Origin of the sequence: Segatella albensis DSM 11370 = JCM 12258 (genome assembly GCF_000426565.1) — a bacterium.
Taxonomy (GTDB): domain Bacteria; phylum Bacteroidota; class Bacteroidia; order Bacteroidales; family Bacteroidaceae; genus Prevotella; species Prevotella albensis.
This window is the reverse complement of record NZ_AUFP01000001.1, coordinates 162,956-178,967: the sequence shown is the minus strand read 5'-3', so window position 1 is coordinate 178,967 and position 16,012 is coordinate 162,956. Positions and strand designations below refer to the sequence as shown.

General features: G+C 41.7%; 15 protein-coding genes and 2 tRNA genes. 2 read left to right on the top strand and 15 right to left on the bottom strand.

Features of this window, described 5'->3' with window-relative positions; translation table 11 throughout:
- Window positions 1-12: 12 nt before the first annotated feature.
- From K333_RS0100815 to prmC, 11 genes are all read right to left on the bottom strand, one after another.
- Complete coding sequence (locus K333_RS0100815) at window positions 13-1,554, bottom strand: YifB family Mg chelatase-like AAA ATPase (protein ID WP_024989471.1); 1,542 nt, start codon at window positions 1,552-1,554, stop codon at window positions 13-15.
- Window positions 1,555-1,620: 66 nt separating this feature from the next.
- On the bottom strand, window positions 1,621-2,589 hold the full coding sequence (locus K333_RS0100810; protein WP_238314311.1) for a DUF4369 domain-containing protein: 969 nt from the start codon (window positions 2,587-2,589) through the stop codon (window positions 1,621-1,623).
- Window positions 2,590-2,665: 76 nt separating this feature from the next.
- Window positions 2,666-2,754: transfer RNA gene (locus tag K333_RS0100805), tRNA-Leu, on the bottom strand.
- 16 nt (window positions 2,755-2,770) lie between these two features.
- A tRNA-Gly gene (locus K333_RS0100800) sits at window positions 2,771-2,843 on the bottom strand.
- A gap of 63 nt (window positions 2,844-2,906) precedes the next feature.
- Complete coding sequence (locus K333_RS12585) at window positions 2,907-3,302, bottom strand: hypothetical protein (RefSeq protein ID WP_024989469.1); 396 nt, start codon at window positions 3,300-3,302, stop codon at window positions 2,907-2,909.
- A gap of 194 nt (window positions 3,303-3,496) precedes the next feature.
- Complete coding sequence (gene argH, locus K333_RS0100790; protein ID WP_027452217.1) at window positions 3,497-4,843, bottom strand: argininosuccinate lyase; 1,347 nt, start codon at window positions 4,841-4,843, stop codon at window positions 3,497-3,499.
- A 52-nt stretch (window positions 4,844-4,895) separates the two neighbouring features.
- Complete coding sequence (locus K333_RS0100785) at window positions 4,896-5,324, bottom strand: SRPBCC family protein (RefSeq protein WP_024989468.1); 429 nt, start codon at window positions 5,322-5,324, stop codon at window positions 4,896-4,898.
- Window positions 5,325-5,348: 24 nt separating this feature from the next.
- A complete protein-coding gene (pyrE, locus tag K333_RS0100780; RefSeq protein ID WP_024989467.1) occupies window positions 5,349-5,981 on the bottom strand; it encodes an orotate phosphoribosyltransferase in 633 nt (210 codons plus the stop codon).
- A 37-nt stretch (window positions 5,982-6,018) separates the two neighbouring features.
- On the bottom strand, window positions 6,019-6,735 hold the full coding sequence (locus K333_RS0100775; protein WP_024989466.1) for a ComF family protein: 717 nt from the start codon (window positions 6,733-6,735) through the stop codon (window positions 6,019-6,021).
- Window positions 6,732-7,217: a regulatory protein RecX gene (locus K333_RS0100770; RefSeq protein ID WP_024989465.1), complete on the bottom strand. Its 486-nt coding sequence runs from the start codon at window positions 7,215-7,217 to the stop codon at window positions 6,732-6,734. Before K333_RS0100770 ends, K333_RS0100775 begins: the two co-directional genes overlap by 4 nt.
- A gap of 11 nt (window positions 7,218-7,228) precedes the next feature.
- A complete protein-coding gene (gene prmC, locus K333_RS0100765; protein WP_306306322.1) occupies window positions 7,229-8,089 on the bottom strand; it encodes a peptide chain release factor N(5)-glutamine methyltransferase in 861 nt (286 codons plus the stop codon).
- A 26-nt stretch (window positions 8,090-8,115) separates the two neighbouring features.
- Here prmC and ribD point away from each other — a divergent pair, with 26 nt between their 5' ends.
- Both ribD and K333_RS13330 read left to right on the top strand, forming a co-directional pair.
- Entirely contained in the window at window positions 8,116-9,090 is a 975-nt protein-coding gene (gene ribD / locus K333_RS0100760; protein ID WP_027452216.1) for a bifunctional diaminohydroxyphosphoribosylaminopyrimidine deaminase/5-amino-6-(5-phosphoribosylamino)uracil reductase RibD, read from the top strand.
- Window positions 9,077-9,238 carry a hypothetical protein gene (locus K333_RS13330; protein WP_169714158.1) on the top strand — a complete coding sequence of 54 codons (162 nt, stop codon included), beginning with the start codon at window positions 9,077-9,079 and terminating at the stop codon, window positions 9,236-9,238. The genes ribD and K333_RS13330 overlap by 14 nt, the downstream gene beginning before the upstream one ends.
- Before the next feature lie 3 nt (window positions 9,239-9,241).
- Here the strand turns inward: K333_RS13330 and K333_RS0100750 are convergent, their stop codons facing one another.
- The 4 genes from K333_RS0100750 to K333_RS0100735 form a co-directional block, all read right to left on the bottom strand.
- A complete protein-coding gene (locus K333_RS0100750; RefSeq protein WP_024989463.1) occupies window positions 9,242-9,715 on the bottom strand; it encodes an RNase H family protein in 474 nt (157 codons plus the stop codon).
- A gap of 69 nt (window positions 9,716-9,784) precedes the next feature.
- Window positions 9,785-11,605, bottom strand: a complete 1,821-nt coding sequence (gene argS, locus K333_RS0100745; RefSeq protein WP_024989462.1) for an arginine--tRNA ligase — start codon at window positions 11,603-11,605, stop codon at window positions 9,785-9,787.
- Between the two features lie 82 nt (window positions 11,606-11,687).
- Window positions 11,688-13,259, bottom strand: a complete 1,572-nt coding sequence (locus K333_RS0100740; protein ID WP_024989461.1) for a RagB/SusD family nutrient uptake outer membrane protein — start codon at window positions 13,257-13,259, stop codon at window positions 11,688-11,690.
- Window positions 13,260-13,261: 2 nt separating this feature from the next.
- Window positions 13,262-15,979: a SusC/RagA family TonB-linked outer membrane protein gene (locus tag K333_RS0100735; protein WP_051230821.1), complete on the bottom strand. Its 2,718-nt coding sequence runs from the start codon at window positions 15,977-15,979 to the stop codon at window positions 13,262-13,264.
- Between the last annotated feature and the right edge of the window lie 33 nt (window positions 15,980-16,012).

Here is a 16,012-nt window from a genome sequence, read left to right as displayed (position 1 = left end):
AATTTATCCTTGTTATCTTTCTGCCCAATCACCTCTATCGAGTTCGCGGTATTGTATGGCCTCGGCAATATGTTCGGATTTTATATTCTCGGAACCTTCTAGGTCGGCTATCGTCCTTGACACCTTTAAGATTCTTGTATATGCTCTTGCACTTAGACTTAATTTGTCTATTGCCATGTGGAGTAGGGAAAGACAGGAATCATCGAGTTTTACATATTTTTCGGTCATGTGCTCTGTCATCTGTGCATTACAGTGGATTCCTTTGATATCCTTAAACCGAATATTTTGAATTTCCCGGGCTTTTATGACCCGTTTTCTGATGACCTCACTGGATTCTCCCTTCTTGGTATTGCTAAGTTCCGAGAAAGGGACTGGTAAAATGTTTACTTGTATGTCTATTCTGTCGAGAAGTGGACCGGAGATTTTGTTCATGTATTTTTGAATTTGTCCGGGTGTACAGTTGCAATGGTGGGTAGGGTCACCATAATATCCGCAAGGACATGGATTCATACTTGCTATGAACTGGAAATTACATGGAAACTGTGCTGTATATTTGGCACGACTTATTGTGATGGTCCTATCTTCTAATGGTTGACGAAGTACCTCGAGTGTATGTTTGTTGAATTCCGGTAATTCGTCGCAAAACAATATACCATTATGTGCAAGAGAGATTTCTCCTGGCATAGGGGTAGAACCGCCACCGACAAGAGCCGTCTCTGTTATCGTGTGATGCGGTGATCTGAAAGGTCGTTCTTTGATGAGAGCCGAGCCTTTTGATAATTTTCCTGCAACGGAATGTATCATGGTGGTTTCCAGACTCTCGGCAATAGTCAGAGGTGGAAGTATCGATGGCAGACGCTTTGCCATCATAGACTTACCGCTTCCTGGAGGACCTATCATGATAAGGTTGTGACCACCTGCGGCAGCAACTTCGAGGGCTCTTTTCACATTATCTTGTCCTTTTACATCAGCGAAATCCAGATCATATTCATCGCTCTTTTTGTTGAACTCTGTTCTCGTGTCGAAGACATAAGGTTCAAAGGATTTTGTGTCATTGAAGAAGTCTACGACCTGAGTGATGTTTTCTAATCCATATACTTCCAGATTGTTGACAATGGCAGCCTCTTTGACGTTTTGTTTAGGAACGATGAGACCTTTGTAATGGAGCGCGCGTGCTTTGATAGAAATAGGTAGTGCACCTTTGATAGGTTGTAGCTTTCCGTCAAGGCTAAGCTCACCTACCAACATGTATTTGTCTAGTTTCTCGGTGTTGAGATTGTTGTTGGCCGCCAAGATGCCTATTGCAAGAGGCAAGTCAAATGAACTTCCTTCTTTCCTCAGGTCGGCAGGCGCCATATTGATGGTAATTGCAGCTATAGGAAAATGGAATCCATTATTGTTTAGTGCTGCATTTATTCTATCTTTACTTTCTCGTACAGCTTCATCTCCTAAGCCCGTCAAATGAAATTGTACTCCTTTGCTAATGCTGACTTCTACAGTAACCTCAGTAACTTCTAATCCGTTTACAGCGGCAGTATATGTCTTTGTTATCAACGCGTTGATTTATTATAAAGGTTGTGTGGCCATCTGTTTTCTTATCTGCTTCGCATGATACCACATTTACATGTGGAGCAGTTGTTTGATCTTGTTCTCCAAATCGGTTGTCTGCAAGTTGCGTGCGATGATCTTACCATTCTGCATAACGAGGTTTCCTGGAATACAGGTCAGACCAAGTTGCTTGATGAGTTTACCTTCAAGCATTTCGCCGTCGCATACAGTTGGCCATGTTATGCTGTCCTGTTTGATGGCATTCTTGCAATCTTGCTTACAGGCATCAATATTGATACTTAAAAGTTTAAGTTGTCCTTTACTCTGTCTCTCGAGCTGGTGGAGAGTTCGTTGCACGTTTTCGCTTTCATAATTCCAGTTAGCCCATACGGAAATAACACTTACAGGGGAAGCCGCTAACGTTCTGCTTGCAATAAGATTACCATTGATGTCGTATTCTGTGAAAGCAGGTAATCGGCATCCGATATTGGAATTGCAAATAGATTTCAGTTTCTGAGCAAGTTTTTTGATTTCACCGTTTCTTGGTTGTGCAGCGATTAATCGGTCAAGTAATTCTCCAGCCTCTTTGTAGTTAGCTTGTGGATTGTTTATCCAATAGTTGATGAGCAACCAGTTTGAGGCGAGACTCTTAGGATTCTCAAGAATAAAATCTTTTGCGCTCTTTCTGATTTCAGGAGGAGAAAGGTTAGATATTCTTTTCCGGAAATCAGTCATCAGGTTATTATCATCATTACCTTTTACCTCCATCTCCTTCAGGTGACTGGCATCAGCTTTCAGGCTAACGCTTTTTCCGCTTTCTGCAAAGACAGGATGCTGAGAGAAGTTAGGAAATACCAAAACAAGAGTACCCTTATCCTCACATGGAATCTCGTAGGCAAAGCTACCACCTTCTATCTTTATTGTGTCGATGCCGGAAATCAATCCATCGGTACTATAGGCGTAAATCTCCCCTTGGTTCATGTGTAGAAATTTACCCTCAAGTTTAAAATATCCTTTGCGGGTACCACATGATGTTATCAAAAAAAGAAATGTGAGAATAAAAAAAGAGGTGAGAATATGATAAATATGGGTCTTCTTCATTGTATATAAATGATTGTGGTGCCGAGAGCGGGACTCGAACCCGCACAGCCATTTCTGGCCAAGGGATTTTAAGTCCCTCGTGTCTACCAATTCCACCATCACGGCCCCATATTTCTATGAGAGCGGCAAACGAGACTCGAACTCGCGACCCCGACCTTGGCAAGGTCGTGCTCTACCAACTGAGCTATTGCCGCATTTTGCGATTGCAAAGATATCCTTTTTCTATGGTATGACCAAATGTTTTAGACTTTTTAACACTAATTACTTACAATAATTACGCCATTATGATTTTGAATATGATATTTTTCTAGTTTTCTTCCTTCCTGTCCTTTGATTACGATACCGTTATTGTTTAAATCATAACTTCTGCCGCATCTTGTGCATGTGGTATAGAAATTTGGATTTCCCCAAGTTAACTTGTTGAATATTCCTTTTTCTAAGCAGTTTGGGCATAATGCATCATACGCATAGAGTTTGGAATTGTAGCTACTCCATCCAATGATCAGACCGTTTTGTATTCCTAATTTATATGGAGTATTGATTTCTTGAGCTGTTGTAACCTTCTCTGTATTTTCCTTTCCGTTATTAAGTTGGGTGTGGATGTTGTATCCTACCACTTTATCGGAACTGAGAATTGAAGAGTAGGAGACCATGACGAAGACATTATTGCTAAGTGGATTTATCGCTTGTCGTATGTGACTGGTAATGTGTATGTTTGTGTCAAAGATGAAATGACAGGAATCATGACTATAATCGTCCTCTATGGAACAGGCAGAAATAAACAAGAAACCTATGCCCAACAATAAGTAACTTAATGTTTGGTATAGATTTCTTGTATGTATTTTCTTTATTTGCATGAGTTTAGCAGAGATTCGATGGCGTTAGCCACATAATCAAAGTGGAACTGGCTCAACGTATTACTCATGAGTGCAGAGATTTTGTCATTGCACAAGTTTCCGATACTTCCCTCATGAGTGTGATGGATATCTTTATTTGGCTTGAAAGTTCCAGCCTCGATTTCCAGTCCTACAGTTTTATAAGCGTCTCGGAAAGGCATGCCATGACTGGCTAAGTCGTTCACCTCCTCAACGCTGAATATTGGATCGTATTTCTTGTCGTCAAGGATACTTTCGTTCACTTCCATCTTATTAATGATGTAGGCGGTCATCTGCAGACAATCCTCTAGTTCTTTGAAAGCAGGCAAGAATACCTCTTTGATAATCTGTAGGTCACGGAAATATCCCACAGGAAGATTATTCATGATGAGCATAACCTGTTGTGGAAGACTTTGGATTTTATTGCACTTCGCACGAATCAATTCAAAGACGTCAGGATTCTTCTTGTGTGGCATAATACTACTGCCGGTAGTACACTCCTTAGGCAATTTGATGAAGTTGAAGTTCTGACAGTTGAACAGACATGCGTCGAAGGCCATCTTTGCGAGAGTTCCTGCCACAGAAGCAAGACTGAAGGCAACGTTTCTCTCCATTTTTCCGCGGCCCATCTGTGCATATACAACATTATAGTCGAGACTGTCGAAACCCAACAAGTCGGTGGTCATCTGTCTATTCAGAGGAAAACTGCTTCCGTATCCAGCTGCGCTTCCTAATGGATTTCTGTTTGTTATTTTCCATGCAGCCAACAGATAGTACATATCATCGACGAGACTTTCAGCATAAGCACCAAACCATAAACCAAAACTAGAAGGCATGGCTATCTGCAGATGGGTATATCCAGGCATCAGAACATTCCGATATTGGTTACTCTTTTGGATAAGTTCATTAAAGAGAATTCTGATATGGTCTATTACCTCAATGAGTTCGTGACGGGTAAAAAGTTTAAGGTCCAGTAAGACCTGATCATTTCTACTTCGTCCGGAATGTATCTTCTTACCGATGTCACCTAACTTACGAGTAAGCATCACCTCTACTTGAGAATGAACATCTTCTACATCAGGTTCGATAATGAACTCACCCTTCTCACATTGTTCATAAATATGATACAATTCTTTGAGGAGCTTTTTTAATTCCTCTTTTGTCAGAAGTCCGATGCTTTCCAGCATAGTGATATGAGCCATAGAGCCAATCACATCATATTTAGCAAGATACAGATCAAGTTCACGATCATGACCGACGGTAAATCTTTCAATTTCCTTGTTTACCTCGAAGTTCTTTTCCCAGAGTTTGTTTGCCATATTTCCAGTCTTTATATTCATTTATACTTATCCTCTGATTATCCAGAAGACATTAATAGACTTTCTCCTCGTACGGTATAATGCTTAGGGCATCAGCAATCTTCTCGATACCTTCCTTCAATGGTTTCTGTACCATACCCTTGATGAAAGGATTAAGGTCAGCTTTTATAGTGAGTTTCATCTTGCAGGAAGACTCTCCTGTAGAGACAAGTTGAATCCAGAAGTTAAAAGGTACAGGACTGTTTTCAGTTTCAAACTTTATCGTCTTGTAAGGATCTCTGTCGATGATGCGCATCTTGATGCTTCCAACCATTGGGGCCTCGATGGAGATGCTGTCGGCATCAAAAGAGAAATCCTTGACCTTATCAGCAGGGATTCTGTCCTTGATACGTTCAAGATTATTCAGATCGCTCAATGTTGTGTAAACAGATTCCTGACTATGAGGAATCTGTTTGATACTACTTTCGAATGTACTAGACATACGTTTCTTAATTATATTTCCTAATTATTTTTTCCAGTTTGCAGGGTCCTTACGCCATTCATGTAAGATCTCTACATCTTCCTGATCTATATATCCGGTTTCCAATGCCTCGTCGACAACATGTTCGTAATCTGTCAAAGTAACGAGTTCTACATTTGCGTCTTTAAAAGCCTTTTTAGCGACAGGGAAACCATATGTGTATGAAGCTACCATACCAACGACATCACATCCGTTCTTACGGATAGCTTCGACAGCCTTCAAAGAAGATCCACCAGTAGAAATCAAGTCTTCAATGACAACCACCTTGCTACCTGGTCTCAGGTCACCTTCGATAAGGTTCTCCAGTCCATGGTCCTTTGGTTTGCTTCGTACATAGACGAAAGGCAAGTGAAGTTCATCGGCTACGAGTGCACCTTGAGGGATAGCTCCCGTTGCGACACCAGCGATAGCATCAACCTCAGGGAATTTCTCTAGGATGACATGTACGATTTCCAACTTCACATAGTCGCGCAGATCAGGATATGAGAGAGTCTTTCTGTTGTCACAGTAAAATGGTGATTTCCAGCCTGAGGCCCATGTGAACGGGTTGTTTGGTTGTAATTTAATGGCCTTAATTTTTAATAACTTAGATGCGAAATCTTTCTTCAGCTTGTCCATATTCTTTCGGATTATAAATTATGTTCATGCAAAGGTATTAATTTTTGGTGAAACCAAGAGATAAAACACTTATTTTAACATTGGCAGGGAGCGCATGAACACAAGATACAATCGTAGCCCCTGTCGTTATGATGTCGTCGATGATAAGTAGGTGAGTTCTTTCGTCTTTGTTGCTTGGAAAATGAAAGTTCCGAGGAAGTTTGGCATGTGGGTTGAGATAGAACAAGTTTTCTACGTTTTCTGCTCTTTGCCATCTGTTAAGATGCGTTTGACTCTTGTTGAATTCAGACCGGCATATGAAGTCTGATAAGATAGGAATCCCAGTTGCTTTTGATACCCCCTTGGCAATCTCCATACTCTGATTATATCCACGTTGCTTATATCTCTTTTTAGCCAAAGGAACCGGTACGATGGCATCGATATCCGTAAAGAAGTCTTTACCCTTACATTGATTTGCCAACATTTCTCCCATGGTCACCCCAATATACGGCTCGTTATGGTATTTCAGATTATAGATGATGTTGGCAACCTCACTTCCCGCATGATAAAAGAATAAGGAAGTAGCTTTCTCTATTGGAATTCTACCGAAGAACTCCTTAGCGAGTTCGTTCTCGTACGGGTTGTCTTCGAAATTCGTTCGGGGCAGATGTAAGTTGCAAGTACCACAGATAACATTCTCGCTTGATGACAGGCGGCATCCGCAGACGGCACAAGCCCTAGGAGCGATGAGTGATAAAATCTTTTCTAATATCATAAACCTTCATCCTCTTCTTCTATCTCTATCGTATGAATACAGTTTCGTATATGTTCCATCAGAAATCCCCTTCCCAGAGCCCATCGTATGGTTTTTATAGAACGTTCATAGTCATTTTTCCCCTTTGTAGTCTTCAACTTCTGTTCTATCATGGGTTTAAGGACTTCTATCCAATCCTCGTCAGGGATCTCTTCAAAGATAGGAGTCGAGACATCTTTTCCTATTTTCTTCATGAAGAGAGCCTGCTCAATTTTTCTTTGTCCCCATTTATTATATAACATCTTGTCATGAACAAAGAATCTGCAGAAACGCTCGTCATCGACATATTTCTCCTTTCTGAGATAATCGAGGATGCGTTCTTGTTCATCTTTCGCTATTTCCCATTTATCCATTCGTTCTCTCATCTCCTGAGAACAATGTTCTGACTGTGAGCATAATGTAGTCAGCATGAAGAGAGCTTGTTGTTCTGTTTTTGGTCTCATTGTGTACTTTATTAAGCATGTATTGCCCTTAGCATCCTTTGCTTTCCATATAGGTCATTTGTTATCTTAACATCCCTATATCCAAGAGACTCCATCATCTCTACCATCTCCTGAGCATAGATAGGGTTGATTTCATAATATATCCGATCTCCATCCTTAAGATTCTTCACTCCGTATTCCGCAATAGAACGATAAAAGATCAGAGGGTCATCATCAGAAACGAATAAGGCCAACGAAGGTTCATGGTCGAGTACGTTCTTGCACATCTCCTTCTTCTCTTTTTCCGCAATATACGGCGGATTACTTACGATAATATTCATGATCTTGTCATCAGTAGACTTCTTTTCAAGACGGAGAGCATCTTGTATCTCAAAGTCTACATCTGCTCCAAGGACTTCTGCATTCTTCTTGGCGATTTCCAAAGCCTTGGTACTGATATCATATGCCCTGACCTTGCAGTTATGTAGTTCGAGTGATAAGGTGATGGCGATGCACCCACTTCCTGTTCCGACATCTGTGATGACAATAGGATCAGCGTCTTTGTGAATAGCTTTGATATCATTGACGATTAACCGGCATAGTTCAGCAGTCTCAGGTCTTGGTATTAATACCCCAGGTTCAACATGAAAGGTTCTACCTGCAAATTCAGCTTCACCCAATACATATTGCAAAGGTTCACCATTTTCCAGTCTTTTCATGATTTCTTCCAATTCTTTTTCTTTGTCTGCGGATAATTCATTAACTTTGCCACAAACAATGTCGGTGTATGACATTTTGAAGCGTATTTCAAGAATCGTTCTTACGATAGCCTGAGCTTCTCTTGTATCATACAAGATCTCTAGTCGAGTGTATAAATCGCGATATGTCATCATGCTGCAAAGGTAATAAAATTAAGGAAATGACGCAACAGGAAATAGATGAAATATATATGCGCCGCTGTTTACAACTAGCGGTGAATGGTCGTCAGAATGCAAAGCCTAATCCCATGGTGGGCGCTGTCATCGTGAGTGCCGATGGACGGATTATAGGTGAAGGTTATCATGCTCGTTGTGGTGAAGGACATGCCGAAGTGAATGCCTTTGCCAGTGTTAGTTCAGAAGATGAGGCTTTGTTGCATGATGCTACCATATATGTAAGTCTTGAACCTTGTTCACATTATGGGAAGACACCTCCTTGTGCCGACTTGATTATAAAGAAAGGTGTACGCCGTTGTGTTTGTGGTTGCATAGATCCGTTTGCAAAGGTACAGGGTAGGGGTATCCAGAAGATTCGGAATGCTGGTATCGAGGTAACGGTAGGAGTTCTTGAACATGAATGTTTAGAATTGAATCGTCGCTTTATTACTGTCAACACGCTTCATCGTCCTTATGTTTTATTGAAATGGGCGCAGACTTCTAATGGGTTCCTGGATGAAATGAAGACAGATCCTAAAGGTCATCAAGTGTTCTCACCTTTGAAAATCTCTTCACCTTTTACTCAGATACTTGTCCATAAACTTCGTGCGGAGAATGATGCCATTGTTGTGGGAAGAACCACAGACGAGCGTGAACATCCTCGGCTTACAGTTCGCGAATGGACGGGGAAGAACCCTCTTCGCTTCGTGCTATCTTCCGACTTTTCCGTTCAAGATCTGTTCAAGACATTGATGGAGAAATCGTGTCAATCCCTGATCGTTGAGGGTGGAGCAAAGACACTGGAGAGTTTCATCCAGAGTGGATGTTATGATGAGATCAGAGTAGAAACGAATACTGGTTTATATGTCAACCAAGGAACTCCCGCTCCCCAGTTACCATCAGGTTTAACGGTAGCCAAACATGAAGTTTATGGTGACCAAGTGATTATTACATACGAAAAAGAAAATGGCAACAAATAGATTTACCTCCCGACTGAGTATGTCGGATGATTATAAGCGTCAGATGCTCATTCAGAAAATCGAGCAAGCAGTAGAAAATATGACGTTGAGTGAACTTGAGGCTGTAAGTTACGACCTCTTTACAAAAGGATATATCGAAAGCCTATAATCCTTATTTTCGACCAAAGTCAGCAGGACATTCTCCCCATTTTTTTGTCTCCCATTTCAGTATAGGAGTATGGATAGGATGTGTCTTTAGCCAATGTTCAGCTCTAGCGATAATCCGATAGAGTTCTTCGGTCTGGGCATTTCTTTCTAATTTCGTTTTGCATTGTTTCTTGGCAACCCACAGTTGTGCGTTTACGCTGTCGCTATAGATTACCTTATCTGTGATACCTTCTTTCTCCATAAGAGCTAAGGCATGAACGATAGCGAGGAATTCCCCGATATTATTCGTTCCATGAATAGGACCGAAATGAAAAACCTGTGTACCCGTAGACAAGTCGATGCACTGATACTCCATAGGACCCGGATTACCGCTACATGCGGCATCAACAGCCCACGCATTTGCCTTTACCTCATTGGGCAATGGTAATACCGTATCGTTTCGCCAGTCAGGCGGGTTCAACAATTCGTTTTTCTTCATGTTGTTTTTTAGTAGGGTTTATCCGAGGGGGAAATGTCCTTGCATCCCCTCGGATTGAACCTATATCGTTTACATTCTTTCAGGAACCTCGATACCCAATAGAGACATACCGTTCTTGATGATCTTTGCTACATTCTTAGCAAGTACCAGTCGGGTAATCTTTTCATCGTCAGTATCAGCCTTCAAGATACTATAATCATGATAGAACTGGTTAAAGTCCTTGGTTAACTCATAGCAATAGTTTGCGATACCACTTGGGCTATAGTCGATACCAGCCTGTTCAACGGCAGCACCAAACTCGTTCATCTTTTGTATGAGTTGAATCTCTTTCTCATTCAGAGGAGCATTGTCAGTAAGAACATCTGGCAACTTGATACCCTCAGCTTCAGCCTTACGCAATACACTACGGATACGAGCATATGTATATTGGATGAAAGGACCTGTATTTCCGTTGAAGTCGATACTTTCTTCTGGGTTGAAGAGCATGTTCTTACGTGCATCAACTTTTAAGATAAAGTATTTGAGTGCACCCATACCGACGATACGAGCAATCTCTTTCTTCTCATCTTCGGTGATGCCTTCCAGTTTGTTCACCTTATCTTCACTGGTCTTGTAAGCGTCGCTGATCATCTGTGCGATCAAGTCGTCAGCATCTACAACAGTACCCTCACGACTCTTCATCTTACCGTTAGGTAATTCTACCATACCATAAGAGAAGTGAACGAGATCCTTACCCCACTTGAAGCCTAAGCGGTCGAGGAGAATAGACAATACCTGAAAATGATAATTCTGCTCGTTACCTACGACATAGATCATCTTGTCGATAGGGAAGTCGCTGAATCGCATCTCAGCAGTACCGATGTCCTGTGTCATATATACAGAAGTACCGTCCTTACGGAGCAACAATTTCTGATCAAGACCCTCCTGAGTAAGGTCAGCCCATACAGAGCCATCCTCCTTACGGAAGAAAAGATTTTTCGCAAGACCCTCTTCAACCTTCTTCTTACCAACGAGATAAGTATTTGATTCATAGTATATCTTGTCGAAACCTACGCCCATAGCCTTGTAAGTCTCATCGAAACCAGCGTATACCCAAGAGTTCATCTTGCTCCAGAGCGCACGAACCTCAGGGTCGTTATGCTCCCATTTTACGAGCATCTCGTGAGCTTCCTTGATGAGTGGAGCCTCCTGTTCGGCCTTTTCCTTTGCAGCATCTTCGGTCATGCCCTCTGCCACATACTGTTTAGTCAGTTCTGCACACTCCTCTTTGAAGTGCTTATCAAAGGCTACATAGAAGTCACCGATCAAGTGGTCACCTTTTTTTCCTGCCTTCTCAGGAGTAATACCATTACCCCATTTCAGCCAAGCAAGCATAGACTTACAGATATGGATACCACGGTCGTTTACGATATTTGTTTTCACCACCTTATTACCGTTAGCCTCCATGATCTGAGCCAAAGACCAACCAAGCAGGTTGTTACGCACATGTCCGAGGTGTAAAGGTTTGTTGGTGTTAGGTGAAGAATATTCGATCATCACGAGAGGAGAATCATCAGTTACTCTCTTCTCACCGAATTTCTTATCAGCATTGATGTCGTTGAGGAGTTCCACCCATGCAGCACGAGCAATGGTGAGATTTAGGAAACCCTTGACAACATTGAATTTCTCTACAGCCTTACAGTTCTTCTGTAGATATTCACCGATTTCTTGAGCTGTATCCTCAGGTTTTTTCTTTGAAATCTTAAGGAATGGGAAGACAACGAGAGTCAAGTTACCCTCGAAGTTGCTACGAGTCTTCTGCAGTTGTACCATTTTTTCTGGTATCTCCTGACCATATAACTCTTTAATGGCCTGAATAGCCGAAGCACTTATTTGGTTTTCAATCTTCATACCGGTATTTTTATTATTCTAGAATTTGTGTGCAAAGTTAATAAAATAAATCCATACTATAGTGTATGTGTATCTTTTTTTTCTAATATCCCGGGTTCTGGTCGAGGTTGTGGTTTAAATCTTTGCAGATGCTTGGAATAGGGAAGACAGTCAGATGTTTGTCCTCGTCGAATTTACCGAATCTTATCAAGTCATTTCTTCTCCATCCTTCCCACATCAGTTCCAAGAGTCTTTCCTTGAGAATGTTATCCAAGTTGGCAGACAAGGAAGGTGCACCGACACGCTTTTCCACGGCAGCGAGTTCTTCTTCTCCATCCATTCCATTTCTCGTCTTTGCTTCAGCTTCCATGAGCAGAACGTCGGCATATCTGAACAAAACGATATCATTATCCTGCAGATGTCCGTTGTCGTATGCTGTCGGGTCTGTTTCATATTTGCTCATTCTCGCTCCACCAGTCTTCTCGTATAAACTTCCGGTCATATTCTCTGATACCTCCAGAGGATAGTACACCAGTGGTTTCCCGTTGTTTAGTTTGACGACATTACCATTTACCTTGACCGTGTCGGCGAAGAAATTGAGTTGGAATCTTGGGTCTACAGAATCCGTACCATATCCATAAGCCTTTACGGTAGAGCATGTTGCACAGGTTCCATTTTCCGCATCTAATCCGAGAGCACTTCCGTGAGCATAGTGTCTACTTCTGAAAAGATACGAGAACGTGTTGGAATACAGCATCTTATCCATTGGGATGACGAAGATATTCTCTTTGGATTCCTCATTGTGTATACAGAAGTTCTTGGCATATCCGTCCAGCACATATCCCGTCTCCTTGATTTTCTCACAATAAGTGATCGTAGCCTCCCAGGCATTCTTCTTTTTTCCGTCAATGGTAAAATAGATATCTTTCCCATTCGGGATTTTTTTGTCTGTCCAGTCATCATCCGAGTACACCTCAGCGTTCAGACAGAGCTTAGCCAGAAGGAATTCTGCGACAGGGCGTGTAATCCTTCCGTAATACTTCCCTTTGTAGTTACTATGTTCATTAGCCAAGTAAGGCAATACACTTTGCAGTTCGTCTATGATAAACTGGTATACAACATTTCTGTTACATTGTTTGATTTGATTCTGAGTCGTATGATAATCCGTTACCAACGGAATGTTGCCGAACATATCCATGGTATAGAAGTAAAACAAAGCCCTGATAGCTCTTACCTCAGATGTAAATCCCGTATATTCGGTATTGGAGAGAACAGTTTTGTTTTTCTCAATGTTGTATAGCGACTTATTGCAGAGTGTGATCACCTTATACAGATAATTCCATGTATTTTCCAGAGGTAATTCCGTAGGTGTCCAAGTATGTGTGTGAAGTCTTAGCCAGAAGCCACCATCATACCAGTCACCACCTCTTACCGGTATCAGTTGCTCGTCTGTAGTTATAGAGTTCCAGTCGTAGACACCGCGAGGTGTTCCCTGTAATCCCTCACTTTCCGTTGCACCACCGATATAGTTGTATAGTGTGGCGACTAAATTTTGTTCGATATCTTTAGCCGAAGTATAAGCTTTATCTTCGGGCATCTTTCCTACCGGATTTTCGCTAAGGCACGCCGACAGGAGTAGGCATAAGAGCAAGATACAGATATATTTATTTTTCATCTTTAAAATTGAATTGAGAGACCAAAACTAAACGAACGATAAGATGGGTAATTACGTTTGTCATCGATACCCAAGGTGTTGTCCACAACATAACTGTTTATCATAGGAGTCAATCCACTATATGATGTGATGGTAGCAATGTTGTTCACAGACAGCGAGAGTCTTAGATTACTGATATATTTAGACAAATTCCTGATAGGAACATTCCATCCCAAGGTTAAATAGTCAAAGTTCAGATAGTCACCTCTTTCCAGCCAATAGTCTGTAGCGACCTGATCTTTTATATTGGTCTCAGGTGCCTTTTTCATCACATTATATTCTGGAAAACTATTCATATTCATATAGGTAAGTGATGTACCATTGTATATCTTATGTCCGAAAGCTCCGTTTATCTGGAGAGAAATGTCAAAGTCCTTATATCTAAAACTTACATTAGAACCGAGAGTCATCTTTGGTGTAGCTTGTCCTGCTATGTATCGGTCTTTGCCATCGGCAACATCGATGACTTTATCATTGTCCAAGTCAGCGATCTCATAACTATAACTTCCGTCAGCGTTCTTGGTAAGTCCGGTGCAATGAGGCAGATAGAATACACCTAGAGGTTGACCGATGATCTGGTATACGATATTGTTGTTACCTCCATGGAATCCTGCACCGTCAAGACTTCCTATGCTTGTGTGCTCCGGTGCAGACAGATGTGTACCCTCATAGTTTCCACTAAGAGAAATCAGTTTGTTCTTCTGGAAAGAAACGTTTAGGTTGATGTTGAGTTCCATGTCTTTTTTCTGGATAGGAGTCAATCCGATACCCAACTCAAGACCACTATTACTCATGCTTCCTAGATTTGCCAATAGTTTATTGTAAATAAATGGAGGTACAGGCACATCATACATATAAAGCATATCCCTTGTTCTGCTGTAATAATATTCAGCGGTAAGGACGATTCTGTTGCTTAGGAATCCCATATCAGCACCGATGTTAAAGGAAGCCCTTGTCTCCCATTTAAGGTTAGGATTGGTGTTGGATGTCGTTCCAAGTGTTGTCGTTGGTGTTCCATTCCAACTGATCAGACCATTAGGATTCAACAAGAACAGAGAGTTATACGACTCTATACCCCCCGTATTTCCCGAGAGACCATATCCCGATCGTACAGAGAATGCCGACAACCATCTCAGACTTCTCAGTTTACTGAACGTCTTGTATACATCCCAAGAAGTAGAGATAGAAGGGAAAAATCCCCATTTGTTGCCATTACCGAACATAGACGACCCATCAGCTCTGGCATTTCCGGTAAGTTCAACAACATCATGAAAAGAATACTTTATCAGGAACATTGCCGAAGCCAAAGCCGGATCCTCGTAGTCGCTTCCCGTTCCTCCATAGGGAAGGGTACTTCCCGCCTTCATGTTATCATAGCCGAAATCATTGTTCGAGAACCCCTTTACCGTCGTGAAGAATCCCCTTTGATTTCTCTTTTGATATTCCCCGAGTAAGTTTACCTCTATCTTGTTACCATTTACAAAGGTATGATGATAATTCAGTTGCGCATTACCCAGCCAGTCCTCATTTTTCACTTCCGACCGATACGCCTGTCCCTGTGCCCATACCCATGTAGGGAGATATTGTGCATTTTCTATAGAATTATAACTGTACGAGCCAAAAAACTTCAAGTCCCAGTCTTGTCCCAGGTCAAAAGAGAAAGCCATATGGGTGTTGAAGTTGAGCATCTTGTTGTGGTCTTGTTCATGGAGCAGAGCCAAAGGATTTCCAATTTGTGAAGCCGAAGAGTTTCTGTCCCATCCACCATTTGCATTCTTCCCATTAGGAAACGTAGGGTTTTGTGTAGCTGCCGAATAGAAGAGCTTCTGTTTATCATAGATACCCTCCTTCTTCATGCTACTTCCGAAGACCCCGAAGTCGATGGTCATGATGTCATCGAAAGCCTTTTGCTGCAAGTCCACTTTTGCAGCAAAGTTAGCATTGTCATGTTTTCTGATGATCGTATTTTGTTTCATTAGAGCGAGAGAAGCACGATAGTTGGAATTCTCGCCACCGCCACTAAAAGCAATATGATGGTTTTGTATCATCCCGGTTCTGCTGATAGCCTTTTGGAAATCCGTATGATATCCTCCGTCCTCGTAGTCCAGTCCGAGCCTCTGTGCGGTCGTCCGATAGCCATCTCCGGATAACATATCCAGATATTTATACACACTTTGCACACCCATATTACCATCATACGAGATATGAAATTTACTTCCGAGTCCCTTCTTTGTCGTCACTTGTATCACACCGGAAGCCCCTCGGGAACCATATAAAGCCGTTTCCGAAGCATTCTTCAGGATTGTGAAACTTTGGATATCAGCCGGATAAATACTGTTCAGCGTTGAAATGTCACTATATACGCCATCGATGATGACAAGAGGGTCGTTGCCTCCTGTCAGCGAAGTCGTTCCTCGTACACGAACAGAACTAAGCATAGCCATATGACTCGAGCCATTTGACGAAACGTTTACACCGGCAGCCTGTCCGCTGAGAGCTTCCAGTGAGTTTATGATAAGACCCTTGTTCATGCGACTTTCATCAATGATGTCAGCAGATCCTTTCTGATAAGGATGTACCGAAATGATTGCTGAGTCAGCAAGTATTGTTTGGGGATGTCTCTTTTGAGCATTTGCCGTTATTGGTAACAATCCCAATAGTAGTAAATAATTAATTCTCATATTATAGCTAATCAGATGACGGTTCAAAGATAT

Bases quoted from the DNA above. Each gene is read 5' to 3' on its own strand.
- K333_RS12585 (WP_024989469.1), bottom strand. From the start codon at position 3,302: ATGGTCTCCTACTCTTCAATTCTCAGTTCCGATAAAGTGGTAGGATAC.
- argH (WP_027452217.1), bottom strand. From the start codon at position 4,843: ATGGCAAACAAACTCTGGGAAAAGAACTTCGAGGTAAACAAGGAAATT.
- K333_RS0100785 (WP_024989468.1), bottom strand. From the start codon at position 5,324: ATGTCTAGTACATTCGAAAGTAGTATCAAACAGATTCCTCATAGTCAG.
- pyrE (WP_024989467.1), bottom strand. From the start codon at position 5,981: ATGGACAAGCTGAAGAAAGATTTCGCATCTAAGTTATTAAAAATTAAG.
- K333_RS0100775 (WP_024989466.1), bottom strand. From the start codon at position 6,735: ATGATATTAGAAAAGATTTTATCACTCATCGCTCCTAGGGCTTGTGCC.
- K333_RS0100770 (WP_024989465.1), bottom strand. From the start codon at position 7,217: ATGAGACCAAAAACAGAACAACAAGCTCTCTTCATGCTGACTACATTA.
- prmC (WP_306306322.1), bottom strand. From the start codon at position 8,089: ATGATGACATATCGCGATTTATACACTCGACTAGAGATCTTGTATGAT.
- ribD (WP_027452216.1), top strand. From the start codon at position 8,116: ATGACGCAACAGGAAATAGATGAAATATATATGCGCCGCTGTTTACAA.
- K333_RS13330 (WP_169714158.1), top strand. From the start codon at position 9,077: ATGGCAACAAATAGATTTACCTCCCGACTGAGTATGTCGGATGATTAT.
- K333_RS0100750 (WP_024989463.1), bottom strand. From the start codon at position 9,715: ATGAAGAAAAACGAATTGTTGAACCCGCCTGACTGGCGAAACGATACG.
- argS (WP_024989462.1), bottom strand. From the start codon at position 11,605: ATGAAGATTGAAAACCAAATAAGTGCTTCGGCTATTCAGGCCATTAAA.
- K333_RS0100740 (WP_024989461.1), bottom strand. From the start codon at position 13,259: ATGAAAAATAAATATATCTGTATCTTGCTCTTATGCCTACTCCTGTCG.
- K333_RS0100735 (WP_051230821.1), bottom strand. From the start codon at position 15,979: ATGAGAATTAATTATTTACTACTATTGGGATTGTTACCAATAACGGCA.